Annotated in this window: 14 protein-coding genes; 8 read left to right on the top strand and 6 right to left on the bottom strand. The window is 69.2% G+C overall.

The window, feature by feature from the left end:
- Positions 1-77: 77 nt before the first annotated feature.
- A complete protein-coding gene (locus PJB24_RS07475) occupies positions 78-800 on the bottom strand; it encodes a hypothetical protein (protein WP_273844363.1) in 723 nt (240 codons plus the stop codon).
- 93 nt (positions 801-893) lie between these two features.
- A complete protein-coding gene (locus PJB24_RS07470) occupies positions 894-1,397 on the bottom strand; it encodes a hypothetical protein (protein WP_273844361.1) in 504 nt (167 codons plus the stop codon).
- 126 nt (positions 1,398-1,523) lie between these two features.
- Here PJB24_RS07470 and PJB24_RS07465 point away from each other — a divergent pair, with 126 nt between their 5' ends.
- Genes PJB24_RS07465 through PJB24_RS07440 form a run of 6 tightly spaced genes read left to right on the top strand, consistent with a single transcriptional unit; the run spans position 1,524 to position 10,738 of the window.
- On the top strand, positions 1,524-2,882 hold the full coding sequence (locus PJB24_RS07465) for a M20/M25/M40 family metallo-hydrolase (RefSeq protein ID WP_273844358.1): 1,359 nt from the start codon (positions 1,524-1,526) through the stop codon (positions 2,880-2,882).
- Positions 2,872-3,459, top strand: a complete 588-nt coding sequence (locus PJB24_RS07460; RefSeq protein ID WP_273844356.1) for a hypothetical protein — start codon at positions 2,872-2,874, stop codon at positions 3,457-3,459. The genes PJB24_RS07465 and PJB24_RS07460 overlap by 11 nt, the downstream gene beginning before the upstream one ends.
- 33 nt (positions 3,460-3,492) lie before the next feature.
- Positions 3,493-4,656: a hypothetical protein gene (locus PJB24_RS07455; protein ID WP_273844353.1), complete on the top strand. Its 1,164-nt coding sequence runs from the start codon at positions 3,493-3,495 to the stop codon at positions 4,654-4,656.
- Complete coding sequence (locus PJB24_RS07450; protein ID WP_273844351.1) at positions 4,653-6,698, top strand: ATP-binding protein; 2,046 nt, start codon at positions 4,653-4,655, stop codon at positions 6,696-6,698. Before PJB24_RS07455 ends, PJB24_RS07450 begins: the two co-directional genes overlap by 4 nt.
- 6 nt (positions 6,699-6,704) lie before the next feature.
- Positions 6,705-7,862, top strand: coding sequence for a metallophosphoesterase family protein (locus tag PJB24_RS07445; RefSeq protein WP_273844349.1), 1,158 nt, complete (start codon positions 6,705-6,707; stop codon positions 7,860-7,862).
- Positions 7,859-10,738 (top strand): AAA family ATPase, encoded by a 2,880-nt coding sequence (locus PJB24_RS07440; protein ID WP_273844347.1) that lies wholly within the window; start codon positions 7,859-7,861, stop codon positions 10,736-10,738. The genes PJB24_RS07445 and PJB24_RS07440 overlap by 4 nt, the downstream gene beginning before the upstream one ends.
- 24 nt (positions 10,739-10,762) lie before the next feature.
- Here PJB24_RS07440 and PJB24_RS07435 read toward each other — a convergent pair whose 3' ends face one another.
- From PJB24_RS07435 to rlmN, 3 genes are all read right to left on the bottom strand, one after another.
- Positions 10,763-12,184, bottom strand: a complete 1,422-nt coding sequence (locus PJB24_RS07435) for a PH domain-containing protein (protein ID WP_273844345.1) — start codon at positions 12,182-12,184, stop codon at positions 10,763-10,765.
- A gap of 4 nt (positions 12,185-12,188) precedes the next feature.
- Positions 12,189-12,584: a PH domain-containing protein gene (locus PJB24_RS07430; RefSeq protein ID WP_273844343.1), complete on the bottom strand. Its 396-nt coding sequence runs from the start codon at positions 12,582-12,584 to the stop codon at positions 12,189-12,191.
- Positions 12,585-12,681: 97 nt separating this feature from the next.
- Entirely contained in the window at positions 12,682-13,722 is a 1,041-nt protein-coding gene (gene rlmN, locus PJB24_RS07425) for a dual-specificity RNA methyltransferase RlmN (protein WP_273844339.1), read from the bottom strand.
- 66 nt (positions 13,723-13,788) lie between these two features.
- Here rlmN and PJB24_RS07420 point away from each other — a divergent pair, with 66 nt between their 5' ends.
- On the top strand, positions 13,789-14,937 hold the full coding sequence (locus PJB24_RS07420) for a MarP family serine protease (RefSeq protein ID WP_273844501.1): 1,149 nt from the start codon (positions 13,789-13,791) through the stop codon (positions 14,935-14,937).
- On the opposite strand, the gene PJB24_RS07415 is transcribed toward PJB24_RS07420, so the two are convergent.
- A complete protein-coding gene (locus PJB24_RS07415) occupies positions 14,938-15,138 on the bottom strand; it encodes a hypothetical protein (RefSeq protein WP_273844338.1) in 201 nt (66 codons plus the stop codon).
- Positions 15,139-15,268: 130 nt separating this feature from the next.
- Between PJB24_RS07415 and PJB24_RS07410 the strand changes: the two genes are divergently transcribed.
- A complete protein-coding gene (locus PJB24_RS07410) occupies positions 15,269-15,877 on the top strand; it encodes a TetR/AcrR family transcriptional regulator (RefSeq protein WP_273844335.1) in 609 nt (202 codons plus the stop codon).
- Position 15,878 lies beyond the last annotated feature (1 nt).

Raw genomic sequence — 15,878 nt, 5'->3', positions numbered from 1 at the left:
CTCCAAACCGCGGAATCCAGAGGGTATGTTACAGGATGCCGGGGACGGTTTCCTCCCAGAGCTCGTTTGCGGCTAGTTCATTTGTTTATGGATCTTATGAAGGTGACTATGAACACCGCGGAGACGAGCATCAGCGCCCCGGCTGCGATGAGCCCTAAAGAGACGAAGAAAATCGTCCCCGGGCTCGCCTTACCCCACGCGCCCGTCGCCCAGACGAAGGCGAACAGGGAGGCGAAGAACGTCAGCAGGATCAGGATCATGCCCCCCGGCAGGTCCCGGATCTGGATCGCCGCCCGCTCCAGCGCGTAGGTGAAGCGGCCGCGCGGGTAGCCTGTCTGGCGAATGGAGTCGATCGCCTGCCGAAACTCCGCGTTACCGGCGAGCCCGATGATCCTGGAGAGGTAGTAGGCTTCCGCCGGGGGTTTGCCCATCTTCAAGAGCTCCAGGTAGTTGCGGCGATAGAGGTCGACGGCCCTGGAGCTCGGGGAGGCGAGCTGCTTCAGGAACGCGTGGGTGTCGAGCCTGGAGGCGTAGCGACGCGCCTCATGCTGGACCTGTGGGCCCTGTCTGCTTGCAAGTTCGGAGACCTCCATGAAGAACATCTCGCGCGAGAACTCGATGGCGCTCTGTCGCTCGCGGCGGCGGGACGAGATCTCGGTGCGTATCCCCCGCGCGCGGTACTCCTCACGCCGCAACCGGTAGACGTGCTCCTGGTAGAACTCGCGCGTCTCCAGATCCTCGGCTTCGTCCCGAAGCCTGTAGGCTTCTTCGAGAGTTTCCGGAATCTTTCTCTCTTCCATAGAGCCTAGCCTGTTTGTCCCCCGCTCTGGTACGGGTTAAACCCCCTCTTGCAAGCACCAGAATGATACCACGATAACCACCCCCGGGCTCCTTCAGCCGCGTTCGATCTCCTCCTCGCGGTGCTCCCCTTGCCCGCTCCAGAGCGAGTAGTAGAGCGCCCCGCCGCGCACCCGGACGTCCAGGTGCCCGCCCTCCGCGAGCTCTTTCAGCATTCTGTCCGCCTCTGAGACGGAGAGCGAGGTCTCAAGGGCCGCCTGGGCCGGGGTGAGCTCCCCGTGTGCCTGGAGTGCCCGCAGCAGCTCTCTCTCCTTGCCGGCTTTGGCCGAGGGCATCTCCCGGACGTCCGCGAGCCCCGCCACCCCCCTCGCGAAGAGCCTGATGGCCGGAAAGATGAGCCACCCGAAGACGAAGATCAGCCAGAAGAACTGGGGGTGGAAGACGAGGAAGAACCCCACCCCGGCGAGGATGGCACCGCCGACCACCGTGCCGGTTATGGCCTGGGCTTTCGGGCTCATGTTCTCCAGGTCGAGGCCGAGGAACTCGTCCGGGTCCCGGTGGTGGGGCCGTTTCGGGTCGTGTACGATGTGTCGGGGCATCCTCTCTCCGGTACGAAAAAGAACGATCCTGTACGCTCAAAATATATCAGTAACCATGCTGCCGGACCACCGCACCTCCGGGTGGAAGTGCTAATCTCTCGGGGGAGTCGACGAGAGGGAGGTCGCATGGCGGCGGACGATCTGAACCGGCTGCTGGATGACGCCAGGGACGGGTTCCTCGAGGAGCTGGTCGAGTTCCTGCGGATACCTTCGATCTCCGCCCAGGGTGGCGAGCGCTTCCGGGAGTGTGCCGGGTGGGTCCGGCGGAAGCTGGAGGACCTCGGGGCGGAAGCGGAGATATTCGAGACCGGAGGTCACCCCGTGGTCTACGCGGAGCTCGGGGAGGGAGAGAGGACGCTCCTCTCCTACGGGCACTACGACGTGCAGCCGCCGGAGCCGCTGGAGCTCTGGGAGAGCGACCCCTTCGACCCGGTCGTGCGCGACGGAGTCCTCTACGCCCGCGGGGTTGCCGACGACAAGGGGGACGTGCTCTCGCGCATCCAGGCCATAAGGCTCTACCGCAGGCTCTACGGCGAGCTCCCCTTCCGGGTGAAGTTCCTGGTCGAGGGCGAGGAGGAGGTCGGGAGCCCCAACCTCGGGGGCTTCGTGAGGTCGAACGCGCAGAGGCTTTCGGCCGACGCCTGCCTGTGGGAGGGCGGGGCGAAGGACGAAGGGGGGAGGCCCGTCGTCTGCTGCGGCACCAAGGGGCTCGCCTACGTCGAGCTCAGGACGCGCGGAGCCTCCCACGACCTGCACAGCATGTACGGCGGGATCGCGCCGAACCCGGTCTGGCGGCTGGTTCAGGTGCTGCGCACGATAAAGGACGAGCGCGGCGAGATCACGCTCGAAGGCTTCCTGGAGATGGCCGACGAGCCCACCGAAGAAGACCGTGAGGCGATAGCGAAGATCCCCTTCGACGGCGGGGCGCTCATGGAGTCCTGGGGGGTCTCCGCCTTCGACCGGAACCTCTCTGGACGGGAGGTGCTCGAGGAGTACCTGCTGCGCCCGACGGCGAACATCGCCGGCATCCAGTCCGGCTACACCGGCCCCGGCTCGAAGACGATCGTCCCCGCAGAGGCCTTCGTGAAGATGGACTTCCGCCTCGTCTCCGGACAGAGCCCGAAGGCCGTGGTCGAGCTTCTGCGCCGCCACCTCCACGAGCACGGCTTCGACGACGTGGAGGTCGTCGAGATGCACGGCGTGGAGCCGGCCAAGACCCCGGTCGACTCCCCGGTCGTGAAGACCTCGGTCGCCGCCTGGGAGGACTGCGGCCGCGACGACGCCGTCGTCTACCCGACCATCGGGGGCAGCGGCCCGACCTCGCTCATCGCCACCGAGCTCGGCATCCCGACGGTCATGACCGGCAACGTGGCGTTCGCCGGCAGCCGCATCCACTCCCCCAACGAGTGCGTCAGGCTCGAGGACTACTTCGAGACCGTGGCGTACTTCACCCGCTTCTTCCGACGCTTCGCCGATGAGCGATAGGACGTCGGCTTCGACGGGTCTGGAGCTTCCGGAGCGACTGCGCCGGACCCTGGCTGCAGCGGCAGCGGAGGCGCCGCAGGCACGCCTGGTGGGTGCCCGCGCCCGCGGCTCGATGCGCCCGCCGCGGGCGCACGTCGTCGTCGCCGCCGGGGAGGGGCAGATCGAGTCGGCCCGGGGGCCGGCGCGCATCGTGCGCCGCCTGGAGCTCTACAGAACGTCCTTCGGTCCAGTGGTGAGGCTAGCCTTCAGCATCTACCACGACGCCGCGGAGGTGCTCTCCGCGGCGACCGTCCTCGACATCCTGCGGGTTTCGGGGGATGCGGCGCTCTCGGGTCTCGGTCGCCAGCGGGAGCTTCCGTTCCACTTCTACGCCGCCCGCGGGGGGGATCTGGAGTACGAGTTCTCGAAGGTGATCCCCAACGACGACGAGCGGCGCGCGGAGGCGAAAAAGGTGCTCGGAATGGCCCGCGAGCACCTCTCCGCCATCCCCGAAGAGCGCCGGAGTTTCCGCCGGGCGCTCGCGCTCGCGAGCCGCAACTTCGAACTCCCCGTGCCGGAACCCGGCGTGGAGGGATAGTCCCGCGCCCCGGGCCCGCGTATACTTGGGGGCATGCAGGCGGAGAGCGGGGCCGGAAAGTTCGCGCGGCTGCTGGGGGAGGCATTCAGGCAGGCTTCGCAGGGCGGGCTGCACTTCCACGCCGGAGGTGCGAACCTCGAGTGGGAAAGCTTCCGTCTCGAGGAGGAGCACGACGGAGGAGGTGGAAGCCGCGCGCTCGACGCCTTCGAGCACGATCCCGTCGTCGCCCGCTATCCCGGAGAGCCCGCTCAAACGAGCAGGTTCGAGTACTTCCTCGACGGCGTGCAGAGGACCGAGGAGATCGGGCGGGTCGGTACGGTGCCGGTCGTCGTGACCACGGTGGCGGCCGGGATCGCGCGCCGCGAGGGCCGGAGGCTGAGAAGCTTCCCGGTGGAGGGCGTACCCCGGGTTTTGCGGGCCGTGATCCTGCCCGTGAGCGGCGGGGACGAGAGGATCCAGGTGCTCGGCGAGACCCTTCGGGAGAGCGGGCTCCCGCTCGTCGACTCCGACGCCGGGGCGATCTCCTCGGGGGAGGAGATGCTCCTCGTGGACTCCGTGCTGCACGGTGAGACGGACCCGGCCGACTATCCGGCGCTCAAGGGCCGGGCCTACCGCAGGGCGAACGCGCTGCGCGGGGCGCTCGAGGCCGAGCTCCTGCGCCGGTGGGCCGAGATAGAGACGGGTGACGGCTGGATCGCGGTCGACGGACAGCTGCCGCTCCCGGTGGCGAACGCCGCCGGGCTGGTCAAGGGGGCCAGGAGGCTCTTCTTCGGCGGGGAGGAGGCGCGGATGCTCCTCGAGCTGGAGGAAGGGATGAGGACGACGGCCTTCGTACCCCCCTGGCGGAAGGAGAGGGTCGAGGCCGGGAGGGAGGAGGAGGAGCGGGCCTCCTGGTACGTCAGGCTGCACCCGGCCTACGCCTCCGGGGAGGGGGCGGACGCCACCGCCGGGCTGGTACGGGTCGAGACGGTCGTACCGAGCCCCTCCGGGGAGAAGAGCACCGCCGTCTTCGACGAGGTGAGCCGCTGGCTGCTCGCCGAGCGGGCCCCGCTCGCAAAACCCGACCCCCGCTGGCACTCGATGATCTACCCGATCGCCCACGTCGAGCGGTTGCTCAAGCCCCTGCTCGAGGAGGGCAGGCGCGCCCGGTACAGGCTCGAACGCGAGATCGCGGCTCTCGAGGGAGGACGAGGATGATACACCCGGAGTTCATAGACCAGAGATCCGGCCCGGTGGGTCGCGTGGTGACCAGCGAGGAGTACCCGGCCACGGCCCACGAGTTCTACTTCTGGACGGCCGAGACCGAGGCGGCCCGCCGTCTGGACATCGGGCACATCGTCGCGGCCGAGAGCGAGGACGCCACGGCCATCGCCGTCCTCGACGACCCCCGGCGCTACTCGGACCTCGAGAGTTTCCTCGACGACTTCTACGCCTACGACGGCGACCCGGCGCTGGAGGCGCTCTCCGAGCGGGTCGAGATCCTGGTGTGGTGCGCCCGCGTCCTCGACACCTGCCACCGCGATCCGGACCGGAAGAGCCGTCGGCCGGTCAGGAGCGGCCCGGTCTACTTCGCCACCCGCCGGGCGATAGAGTTCGCCCTGGGGGTGGAGGATTTCTCCGGCAGGAGGATCCCGCTGCTTTTGCACGAGAACGGCAACGAGGTCGACGGGGGCCCGCAGCGCACCCCCCTCTACGTCGACGAGGACTACCTGCTCGGGCCCGAAGCCGGCCACCTCAACATTACCGGCATGAGCGGGCTTTCCACCAAGACCAGCCACGCCCTCTTCACCATCGCGAGCATCTTCCAGAACGTCCCCGACAAGAAGGTCGCCGCCCTGATGTTCAACGTCAAAGGCGCGGACCTGCTGTTCCTGGACAAGCCGGTCGAGCCCCCGCAGGACGCCCCGGACCTCGCCGCCCGCTACGAGCGGGCCGGTCAGGGGGGTCTGAGCGAGGAAGAGCGCCGGATGTACCGGGCGCTCGGGCTCGAGGAGAGGCCCTTCGAGAATTTCAGGGTCTTCGCCCCGCTGCGCTACGGGGTCCGTGGTGGGGTGGGAACCCTGGACGCCGCCTCCGTCTCCGCCGGCGAGCTCAACACGCTGCGCAACACCCCGGCGGAGAGCGGGTGCGTCTACCCGATCGTCTGGGAGCTCGGGGACGTCCTGCCCTACGCCGGCAGGATCTTCGACCCCGCAGATTACGACGACAAGTTCCGCGGCTTCGTCGAGGAGCTCAAAGCCCGCGATATAAGGACCATGGCGGACTACGAGGGCCTCATGCGCGAGATAGAAGACTACTTCCAGGACGCCGAGGACGAGGGCAAGACCGTCTCGACCTGGCACGGACACCACGTCGCGACGATCCGCAAGGCGTACAACCGTTTCAGCGGCCTGCCGAGCAAGTGCGCGGGGCTCCTGGTGCACGGGAGGGTCGACTACGGCGGGCTGCCGCGGGTGGAGGACCCCTTCGAGGACAGGGAGATGCGGGTGGTGGACATCTCCCAGCTCTCCGGGGTGCCGCAGGATCTGATCGTCACCAGCGTCATCGGGCGTATCTGGGAGATGGCCGAGCAGGGGAAGCTGGGGGTGGACAAGCTGATCATCTTCGTCGACGAGCTCAACAAGTACGCGCCCTCCGGCGCGAAGAGCTCCCCGCTCAAGGAGACGCTCGTGGATATCTCGGCCCGCGGGCGGCACCTGAACCTGACGCTCTTCGGGGCGCAGCAGTTTCGCAGCAAGGTCGACGACGAGGTCGTCGGCAACGCCGCGACGAGCCTCTACGGCAGGATCGGGGACGAGGAGATCACGAACGCCAGCTACCGCTCGTTCTCCCAGACGACCCGCGAGGAGCTGCTCTCGCTCGAGAAGGGGCGCCTGCTGCTGCGCCACGCCCACTACGCCGTTCCCGTCTTCGGGCGTTTCCCGCGCCCGCCGGTTCTGATGGGCCGGCAGGGGACGGACATCTTCGGCTCCCGGAACCTCGACATAGCCGAGGAGGTGCAGGCCACGATCCGCAGCCTCGGGCACACCCCGCCCTCCCTGCCGGAGGTGCGGGCGCTGGTGGAGGGGGTGCCGAAGGAGAAGGTGATCGAGGAGCTGAACAGGGTGAGGGCGTCTTTTCGCAACGGGATGCGGGGGGACCCGTACCGGGTCCTGAAGAGGGAGCTCGGGGGCGGGGCCCGCAGATACGACGGGAGGGGCTCGCGCATCCTGCGCGGGATAGACCGTCTGGAGGGCTGAACCCTGGTGCGCATAGCCCACGTCTCGGACACCCACCTGGGGTACAGCCGCTACGCGAAGCTCTGCCCCAAGACCCACCGCAACCAGCGGGAGGTCGACGCCAGCGACGCCTACCGCCGGGCCGTCGACGCGATCCTGGAGCGGGACGTGGACCTCGTCGTCCACTCCGGGGACGTCTTCGACACCATCCGGCCCGCGACGCACGTCATCGTGGACTTCCTCCGGGAGTCGCACCGCATCCTGAGGGAGGACATACCCTACGTCGGGATCGCCGGCAACCACGAGACCCCCCGCCTGCGCTCGACGACGGCGGCGCTGGCCTACGCCAACCTGCTCGGGGCGGACTTCGCCTACGGCTTCGAGCCGGATAAAGTCCGGCTCGAGGCCGGGGGGGCCACGGTCTGCGTGACCCTGCTCCCGCACGGGGCGGTCGCCGACCGCGACCTCGTGGTGAACCCCGACGGGGAGGCCGACCTGAACATCCTGGTCACCCACGGCACCGTGCCCGGGCTCGAGATCCAGGGGCACGAGCTCGGCCAGGTCGACCTGCCGGAGGGCGTGCTCGACTTGGGCTTCGACTACGTCGCGCTCGGCCACTACCACGGCTTCGGCCGGCACGGGAAGGTCTCCTGCTACGCCGGGGCGACCGAGCGCTTCAGCTTCGCCGAGGTGGACTTCGAGCCGGGCTTCGCGCTCGTGGAGATCTCCGGGGACGGGCTCGAGATCGAACACGTCCCGATCGCGGCCCGCCCCATGATCGACCTGCCCGCGATAGACGCCCGCGGGATGGACGGCGCGGCCCTCACGGAGGCGATCCGGGAGCGGGTCTCGCGGGAGGAGCTGGACGGGGCGATCGTCCGCCTGAAGGTGACCGGAGCCGCGTCCGGGATAGGCGGCGAGGTGGACCGGGCCCTCCTGCGCGAGCTGCGGGGGCGCTGCCTGAACTTCAGCCTCGAGGTGAGCGGGGCGGAGCCGGGCGCCGGGGGAGCAGAGGAGGCGCCCGCCTCCGCGACCTTCGGGCCGCTCGAGGAGGAGTTCGAGGGCTTCGTGCGCGCCCGGCGTGAGAACGGGGAGATGGACGAAGGCTTCGCGCAGGACTTCCTGCGCCGTGGGCTCGGGTATCTGCAGCGGGCCGGGGAGGAAGAGAGGGGGGGAGCGGCGTGATCCTGCAGAGGCTCTACCTGGAGAACTACAAGCAGTTCCGCGAGCCGCTCGAACTCGAGCCTCCCGAGGGGGCCATCGGCGTCGTCGGGGCCAACGGCGCGGGGAAGACCACGATCTTCGAGGCCATCCTCTGGGCTTTCTTCGGCCCGAGGGCGGGCCGGGACCGGTTCAGGAACGAGCTCATCCCCTGGAGCGGTGGGTCCACGCGGGACAGGAGCGTCGTGCGGGTGACGCTGGACGCCGACGGCGACACGTTCACCGTCGAGCGGTCGCTGAGGAGCGGAAGGGCGGAAGCCCACGTCCTCGGTACCTCGGGGGAGGAGCTCGTCGGGGGACCGGAGGAGGTCACCCGATGGGTGAGGGAGAACCTGCTCGGGATGGACCTTCCGGCCTTCGAGGCCACCTTCTTCGCCCGCCAGAAGGAGCTCGAGTTCTTCTCCGGGATCACCGGCGTCGCCCGGCAGCGGGAGGTGGCGAGGCTGCTCGGGATAAGCCGGGTGGAGCGGGCCCGGGAGCTGCTCAACGAGGACTTGAAGGCCGCCCGGCAGCGGGCCGAGGTGCTCGCCGGACGCCTGGACGAGGGGGCGTACCGGGAGCTCGTCTCCCGGCGCGAGGAGCTCCTGCGTCGCCGCGAGGAGCTCGAAGAGGCACGCGAAGGGGCCGCGAGACGCCTCGAGGGATGCAGGGAAGAGCTCGACTCCGCCCGTTCGGAGCGGGAGCGGCTCGAGGGGCTCTACCGGGAGCATACCCGCCTCTCCTCGGCGCTGCAGGCGGCCCTCTCGGAGCGGGAGTCGGCCGGGGAGAGGGGGCGGGACCTGGAGGGCCGGCTGGCCAGGCTCGCGGAGGAGGAGCGCGAGGTCCGCCGGCTCGAGCCGGAGCTGGGGCGGCTGCCGGAGGTGGAGCAGGACCTCGCGCGGCTCGAAGAGGCGCGCAGGAAGGCCGAGAGACGCGAGCAGCTGCGGGGCGATCTCGCCCGCGCCCGCCGGCGGGCCGCGGAGGCCCTCGATCGGATCTCGGCCCTGATCGAAGACCTCGACGTGCCCGGCGAACCCGTTCCCGGCTGGCGAGAGCTCGTGGAGATGTCCGAGGCGTCCCGGCAGGCCGAGGTGGCGCTGGACCTCCTGCGGCGGGAGGTCCCCGAGGCCGCACGCTCGGCGGCGGAGCACCTGAGGAACCTCGAGGAGCTCACGGATGGGCACGCCGCGGTCGAGGAGGCCGCCGCGGAGCTGCGCGGGATGGAAGCGGCGGCCGCGGAGGAGCGGGCCCGCCTCGCGGCCCTCGAGGAGCGCCTGCGCGAGGTCTCCGGTGGTGAGGATCTGGAGGCGGCCGTCGGGAGGCTGCGGGAGGAGCGGGGGGCGCTCGAACGGGAGGCCTCTTCTCTCGAGGGCTCGGCGCGGGCCGACGAGCGGCAGGCTCGCAACCTGAAGCGGGCGGCGGAGATCGTCGAGGAGGCCGGGGCGGAGGGAGAGTGCCCGACCTGCCACCGGGGCTTCGAGGGGGAGGACGAGTACGAGGAGGTGCTCGGCACGCTGGAGGACGAGGCGGAGGACTTCCTGAGGAGGGCTCGTGAGACCCTGGCGCGGGCCGGGGAGCTGAGGGAGAGGGCACAGGAGTGTGACCGGAGGCTGGAGGAGCTCGAGGGGCGTCTCGCGCGCTGGCGCTCGCTGCGGGAAGATCACCTCAAGCTCTCGGCCGCCCTGGAGCGCAGGCTCGAAGAGATCTCACGCCGGAGCACCGAGCTCGAGGAACGGCGCGCCCTGCTCACCGGTCCCCCGCCCGATGCCGGGGAGGTTCGACGTGCGGAGGAGCGCGTGTCGTGGCTCGAGCGCTTCCGCGGCTCCCGAGCCCTCCTCGAGGGCCTCCTTGAGCGCTTCCTCGAGTACCGGGCGGAGGCGGAACGGATCGAGTCGGAACTCGAAGGGCTCGCCGGGGTCTCCTACAAGCCCGCCGAGCGCGACCGGCTCGCCCGCGAGAGGGCGAGGCTCGAGGAGATCCGGGGGACCGTCGTTGCGATGCGGCGGCGCATCGCCGAACGCGAGGAGCTGGAACGGAGGCTCGAAGAGGCGCGCGCGGCCGTGGAGGAGTCCGAGGGGAGGGCGCGAGAGCTGCGGGGTCGGATCGAGGAGCTCGGCTTCGACGAGGAGGCCTACGTCGCCGCCGGGCGGAAGCTGAGGCTCGCCGAGGCGCGCCTCGAGGAGGAGAGGGGTAGGGCGCAGGAGCTCGAACGGGAGTGGATGCGCCTGGAGAACGCGCTCGAGGCGGCGGAGCGTGAGATCTCCCGATACGAGAGAGATCGGAAGGAGGCCGACGAGCAGGCCGCGCTCGCCGCCCGTCTCAGGCGGATGAACGAGCTCTTCAAGGATTTCTACGCCCGGCTCGGCGGCCGGGCCCGGCCCGCCCTGCAGGCCGAGACCAGCGAGATGGTCCGCACGCTCACCGACGGGCGCTACGAGCGGGTCGAGTTCGACGAGGACTACGGCATCCTGCTCTTCGACGGGCTCTCGGACGCCTACGAGATAGAGAGGTTCTCGGGCGGGGAGGCGGACATAGTGAGCCTGGCGGCGCGCGTGGCGCTCTCGAAGATGATCTCCGCCCGCAGCTCGGGGTACGCGCCGGGGTTCATCGTCCTCGACGAGGTCTTCGGATCCCTCGACGGCGAGCGGCGCAACAACGTGCTTTTGGCGCTCGATCGTCTGAAGCGCACCTTCGGGCAGGTCTTCATCATCTCCCACGTGGGGGACATACAGGAGTCGGCCCTGCTGGACGAGCTCTGGCTCGTGAGCGAGGACGAAGAGAACAAGAGCACCGTCCAGCGCGTTGAGCTCCCCCGCCCGGCCTCCGTGTACTCCGGTGCGGACGTTCCCGGGCGGCCGTGATCCCCGCGTGACCCCGGAGGTCGCTCAGGCGGGGCTCCCGGTTCGCACCAGCAGGGTGTGCGCGCTTGCGGCGTCGAGGTCGGTTATGGTCGTGTGCACCCGGCCCCTGCCGGAGGCGATCGAGACCCGGAAGCCGGCGAGGCGGGCCCGGCGCTGGAGAGGGTTCTGTACCACGCTGCGCGACTGCAGGCAGCGCAGGGGGATGATGGTGGTCGTCCGGGAGAGCCGGCGGGTACGCAGGACGAGCCGGTCCCCGGAGATGGCCCAGCCCGTGTCGCGGTGGCTTAGCAGGCCGTAGAGGAGGGCCGGCGGGACGACGAGCACCGGGAGGAAGCCCGGGGGCCCGGCGTCGGCGAGGGTGGTGAACAGGAAGATCAGGGCGGCGGCGAGCGCGGCGGCCGGGAGGGCGGAGCGGATCGCGTAGCGGCGCCGCGCCCGGTCGGGGGGACGGCGCAGGGCGGGGTCGGCGGCGAACTCGGGTACGGCGGCGAGGAGCACCTCGTGGGCGCGGCTGCGCGGGAGCAGAGGGAACAAAGTCGTCGAGACGCCCGCGTCCTTGCCGTAGCCCGCGCTCTCCACACGCAGCGTCGCCAGGCCGAGGGGCTGGCGCAGGACGCCCTCGACGATGCGGACGGCCTGTATGCGGGAGACGGGGAGCGCCGCCTCGTTCCTCTCCAGCAGACCGCGCCGGATGCGCAGGATCTCACCCTCCCTTGAGAGGGTGAAGCCCGTGTAGGCCAGGACCGTGCCCCCGATGGAGAGCAGCCAGGCGAGCAGCCCGGCTGCGAGTGCCAGCGATGCCCAGCCCACCGCCGAGTGAGGGGCGAACCTCTCGGCCAGACGGAGCGTCAGGTCTTGCGGGAGGAAGTTGTCCGCAGCCTGCCAGACCACACCGATCAGGGAGAGGGCCACCCCGATCTGACCGGAGGTGGCCCCGGCCAGCAGCAGCTCTCTGGTGGAAAGCCGCGCGAGAATCCTGGCCGGGGGCCTGCCTTCGTCCGCCGTCCCGGGGCCTTCGAGTTCCCTGCGCAGCGCTTCGGCCGCGTCCCGGCTCAGAGCCGGAAGGACGGCTTCGGGGGAGCGTGAGCCCCCTCCGGCGGTCTCCACGCGCACCTCCACGACGCCGAGGATCCTCTGCGGCACGCCCTGCACCACGTCGACGGACTGTATCCGTTGCAGTGGGATGGTCATCTCGTTTTTGCTCAGCACCCCCCTGCGCAGCAGGAATGAGTCTCCCGAGACCTCGTAGGTGGTCGCCCTCCAGGAGAGGAACCCCCAGGCGACAGAGCCCGAGAGCAGCACCAGCGTCCCGGCGGTGAGAACCACGTGCGCCGGCAGGTGCCCACCTGCCAGCGCCGCCGTACCGCCTCCGAACAGCACCCCGATCCAGTTCCGTACGTGGCGCGCTGCTTCGAAGAGCATGGCTGACGGGTGGAGGTGGTGCATGTTCTCAGAGTCTCTCCGCGGTGCGGGACAGCTCGGAGATACGGTCGCGCACCTCCATGGCCACCGGCAGGGCGAGCTCCGGGATTTCCTCCGGACCGGCGGCCGTGTAGACCTCCACGGTCGCGAGACCGAAGCGGCGCTGCAGCGGGCCGCTTTTCGTGTCCACGTGCTGGACGCGCGAGAGCGGGACGAGCGTACGTCTCTGCCACAGGATGCCTCGCTTGAGGTCGATCTCTTCCTCGCGGAGCTCATATCTCCACCTCCTCCACCGGAGTTCCGGTACCACGGCGACGGAGAGGAAGGCGAACCCACAGACGGCCACCACCGGCAGAGCGGCGACCCAGGCAACGACATCCGCCCGCGCGATCAGGGCCCAGCTCGCAACCACACCCCCGGCCAACGGGAGGAGTGAGATCAGGGCCCCGCTGATACGCCAGAGGGTTCTCGAGCGGGGATCGAGCTCGTGTGTGGGCTCGGCGTGCAGGTTGGTGCCTCGCTCAGCCCGTGGTGGCGACCGGCCGTCCCCTGAGGTCTTTCGCCGCCAGCTGACCGCAGGCCGCGTCGATGTCCGCCCCGCGGCTCGGCCGGAGGGTGGCCGAGAGCCCGAGCTCACGCACCATCTCGAGGAACTCGCGGGCGCCTTTGCGGGAGGTCGCGCTGAAGCCCGTATCCGTCCAGTTGAAACGAATGAGATTCAGGTGATATAGCGGATGGTCGAGCAGAGTGGCGAGTGCCTCGGCGTGGCGGGGCTGGTCGTTGACGCCGGCGAGCAGGGTGTACTCGAAGAAGAGCTTGCGGTGGCTCCTCTCGACGTAGTAGCGGGCCGCGGACATCACCTCGGAGATCGAATGCCGCGAGGCGACCGGCATGAGCCGGCGGCGCTCCTCCTCGAAGGGTGTGTGCAGCGAGATCGCCAGGTGGAACTGCTCCGGCTCGTCGGCGAAGCGTCGGATCCTGTCCACGAGCCCGCTGGTGGAGGCTGCGATGTGGCGTGCCGAGAGGTTGAAGCCGTCCGGATCGTTGAGGACCCTCAGGGCCAGGATCATCTGGCGGTAGTTGAGGAACGGCTCGCCCATGCCCATCACCACCACGTTCGAGACGCGCTCGGGGGCGATGTCCCGGGCTACGACGAAGACCTGCTCGGCTATCTCGCGCGCCTTCAGGTTGCGCTCTATCCCCAGGAGCCCCGTGGCGCAGAACGCGCAGCCCATCGGACAGCCGATCTGGGTCGAGATGCACACCGTGCGGCGGTCCTTCTCCGGGATCATGACCGTCTCGATACGGTGTCCATCACGGGTCTGAAACAGGTACTTGCGGGTTCCGTCCTTCGAGCGCGCGATCCTGAGCAGCTCGAGCGTGGCCGCCGGGGCCTTCTCGTTGAGTTCGTCGCGCAGGCCTTTCGGCAGGACGGTGCACTCCTCCCAGTCGCGCACGAAGGAGACGCAGAGCGCCCGGTAAGCCTGCGAGAGCCGGTAGGGGGGCTCCCGGCGGGTCTCGAGGACTTCCTGTACGTCCGGGAGGAGTTCGCGAGCCAGCATGAGACGATTGTAACCGGGATTTTCCCAGGGTAAAGTGCGCTCTCCGGCTGTAGAATTCTGGTGCGCATGGGCATCCTCGACTTCTTTATAGTGTTCTTCGCCCTCCTGGTCGCGCTCCGGGGGGCCCGCACCGGCTTTCTCGCCGGGGCCCTCTCTCTGGCCGGCATGGTGCTCGGCGCTTCGGTCGGATCCCGGATCGCTCCGCTCCTCCTGCCTCAGGGCGAGAACCCCATCTCCGGGGTGGCGATCACCCTGGTGGGCATCGTGGCGTTCGCGATCCTCGGCGACGTGGTCGCCCGGGCCTTCGGCAACGCCCTCAGATCACGTCTCAGGGGCCCGATACCCGGTATTCTGGACTGGTTCGGAGGGGCGGCGCTCGGACTCGCCCTGGCGCTCGTCCTGATCTGGGTGGTGGGCAGCTTTGCGCTTAAGGCCCCCTCCTTCACCGGGCTGGGCTCCCTCGCCAGGGATTCCAGGATCCTGCAGGCGCTCGACCACAGGATGCCGGCCGGGTTCATCACCCGGGCGGTGGCCCGGCTGGACCCGCTCCCACAGATACAGGGTCCCAGCGCCGACGTCCCGACGCCGACCCGCAGGATACTCGAGGACCCCGATGTGCTTGACGCACGCTCGAGCGTGGTGCGGGTGACCGGCGTGGCCTGTGGCTACGGCGTGGAGGGTACAGGCTGGGTTGCAGCTCCCAACACCGTGGTCACCAACGCCCACGTCGTCGCCGGCGAGAGCTTCACCCGGGTGCAGCCGGGTGGCGTGGGGCCGATGCGGGCCGCCCGGGTCGTCTTCTTCAACCCGAAGAACGACATCGCGATCCTGAAGGTGCACCACCTGGGGATGCGCCCGCTATCCCTCGGGGTGCCAGAACCGGGCGAGCCGGTCGCCGTGATAGGTTTCCCGGACAACGGCCCCCTCGACGTCCAGCCCGGCCGCACCGGCGAGACCCAGCAGGTGATCTCGACGAACGCCTACAACCGCGGGCCGGTGGAGCGCACCGTCACCAGCTTCCGCGTCTTCGTCCGACCCGGTAACTCCGGCGGCCCGGCCGTGGACGGCGGCGGCAGGGTGGTCGCCACCATCTTCGCCAGCCGCGCCGACTCCAACCGTGCCGGATACGGCATACCGACCCAGGTCGTCGAGCGCTACCTCTCCCTCGCTGCAGGACGCACGAAGCCCGTGAGTACCGGCTCCTGCACCCGGTGACTACCCGCGGGAGGCCTCCTCCCGCAGGATCTTCTCCAGCGTCAGCCGACTGCGGTTGAGCTCGGCCTCGACCCGCGAGAGCCGGGCGATCGACGCGTCGCTCAGACGGCCGCGCTCGACCTCGCGCGAGACCGCCTGAACAGCCTCTTCTATCGCCGTGATCGCGCTCTCAAGCGAAAGCAGCTCTTCTCGTCCGGACATGGTGGCGCTATGTTACCAGCACCACACCGGCTCGATCCCGACCACCGCCCTTCTCCCAACGATACTTGATTGATCGTTCTATAAAGAATATACTGGGACTGACGATTGAACGATCAATCAGGAGGTACTTTTGGGTGAGGGACGGGATCGACGGGAGCAGATCCTCGAGGCGGCGTTTGGAGAGTTCTCGGAGAGGGGGTTTCGGGGGGCGACGATAAAGGGCATTGCGGAGGCGGCGGGGCTGCAGTCTCCGGCCCTGATCTACTGGTATTTCGAGGACAAGGAGGCGCTCTTCCGGGAGGCGATCAGGTCGCGTGTCCCCCTGCTGCAAACGATACGCGATCCTGAGGCTCTGCTGGACCGGCCGCCGGAGGAGGTGCTGGCGGAGGTCGGGAGGGCCTTCTTCTCCACGGCCGACGCCACCTCCAGCAGGCAGCTCTTGCGGCTGATGATCGGGGAGTCCACCCACCACCCGAAGGTTGCGGAGCTGTTCTTCCAGAGTGGTCTGGGGCGGGCGCTGCGGTTTCTGGAGCTCTACCTCGAACGTCAGGCGGAGCTCGGCAGGCTCCGCCCGCACGATGCCAGATCTGGCGCCCGGGCCTTCGTCGGGATGCTCTTCGTACAGATGATGGGCAAGGCGATCGTACCGCAGCTGCTGGAGGGCGCGCCGCCCGACGAAGACTATCTCCAGGACATGGTCGGCATCTTTCTGGAAGGGCTGAGGCTGGAGGGGAGGTAGA

Source organism: Rubrobacter calidifluminis (assembly GCF_028617075.1).
Classification (GTDB): Bacteria; Actinomycetota; Rubrobacteria; order Rubrobacterales; family Rubrobacteraceae; genus Rubrobacter_E; species Rubrobacter_E calidifluminis.
The sequence above is the reverse complement of the archived record's forward strand: the minus strand, read 5'-3'. Positions and strand labels throughout refer to the sequence as shown.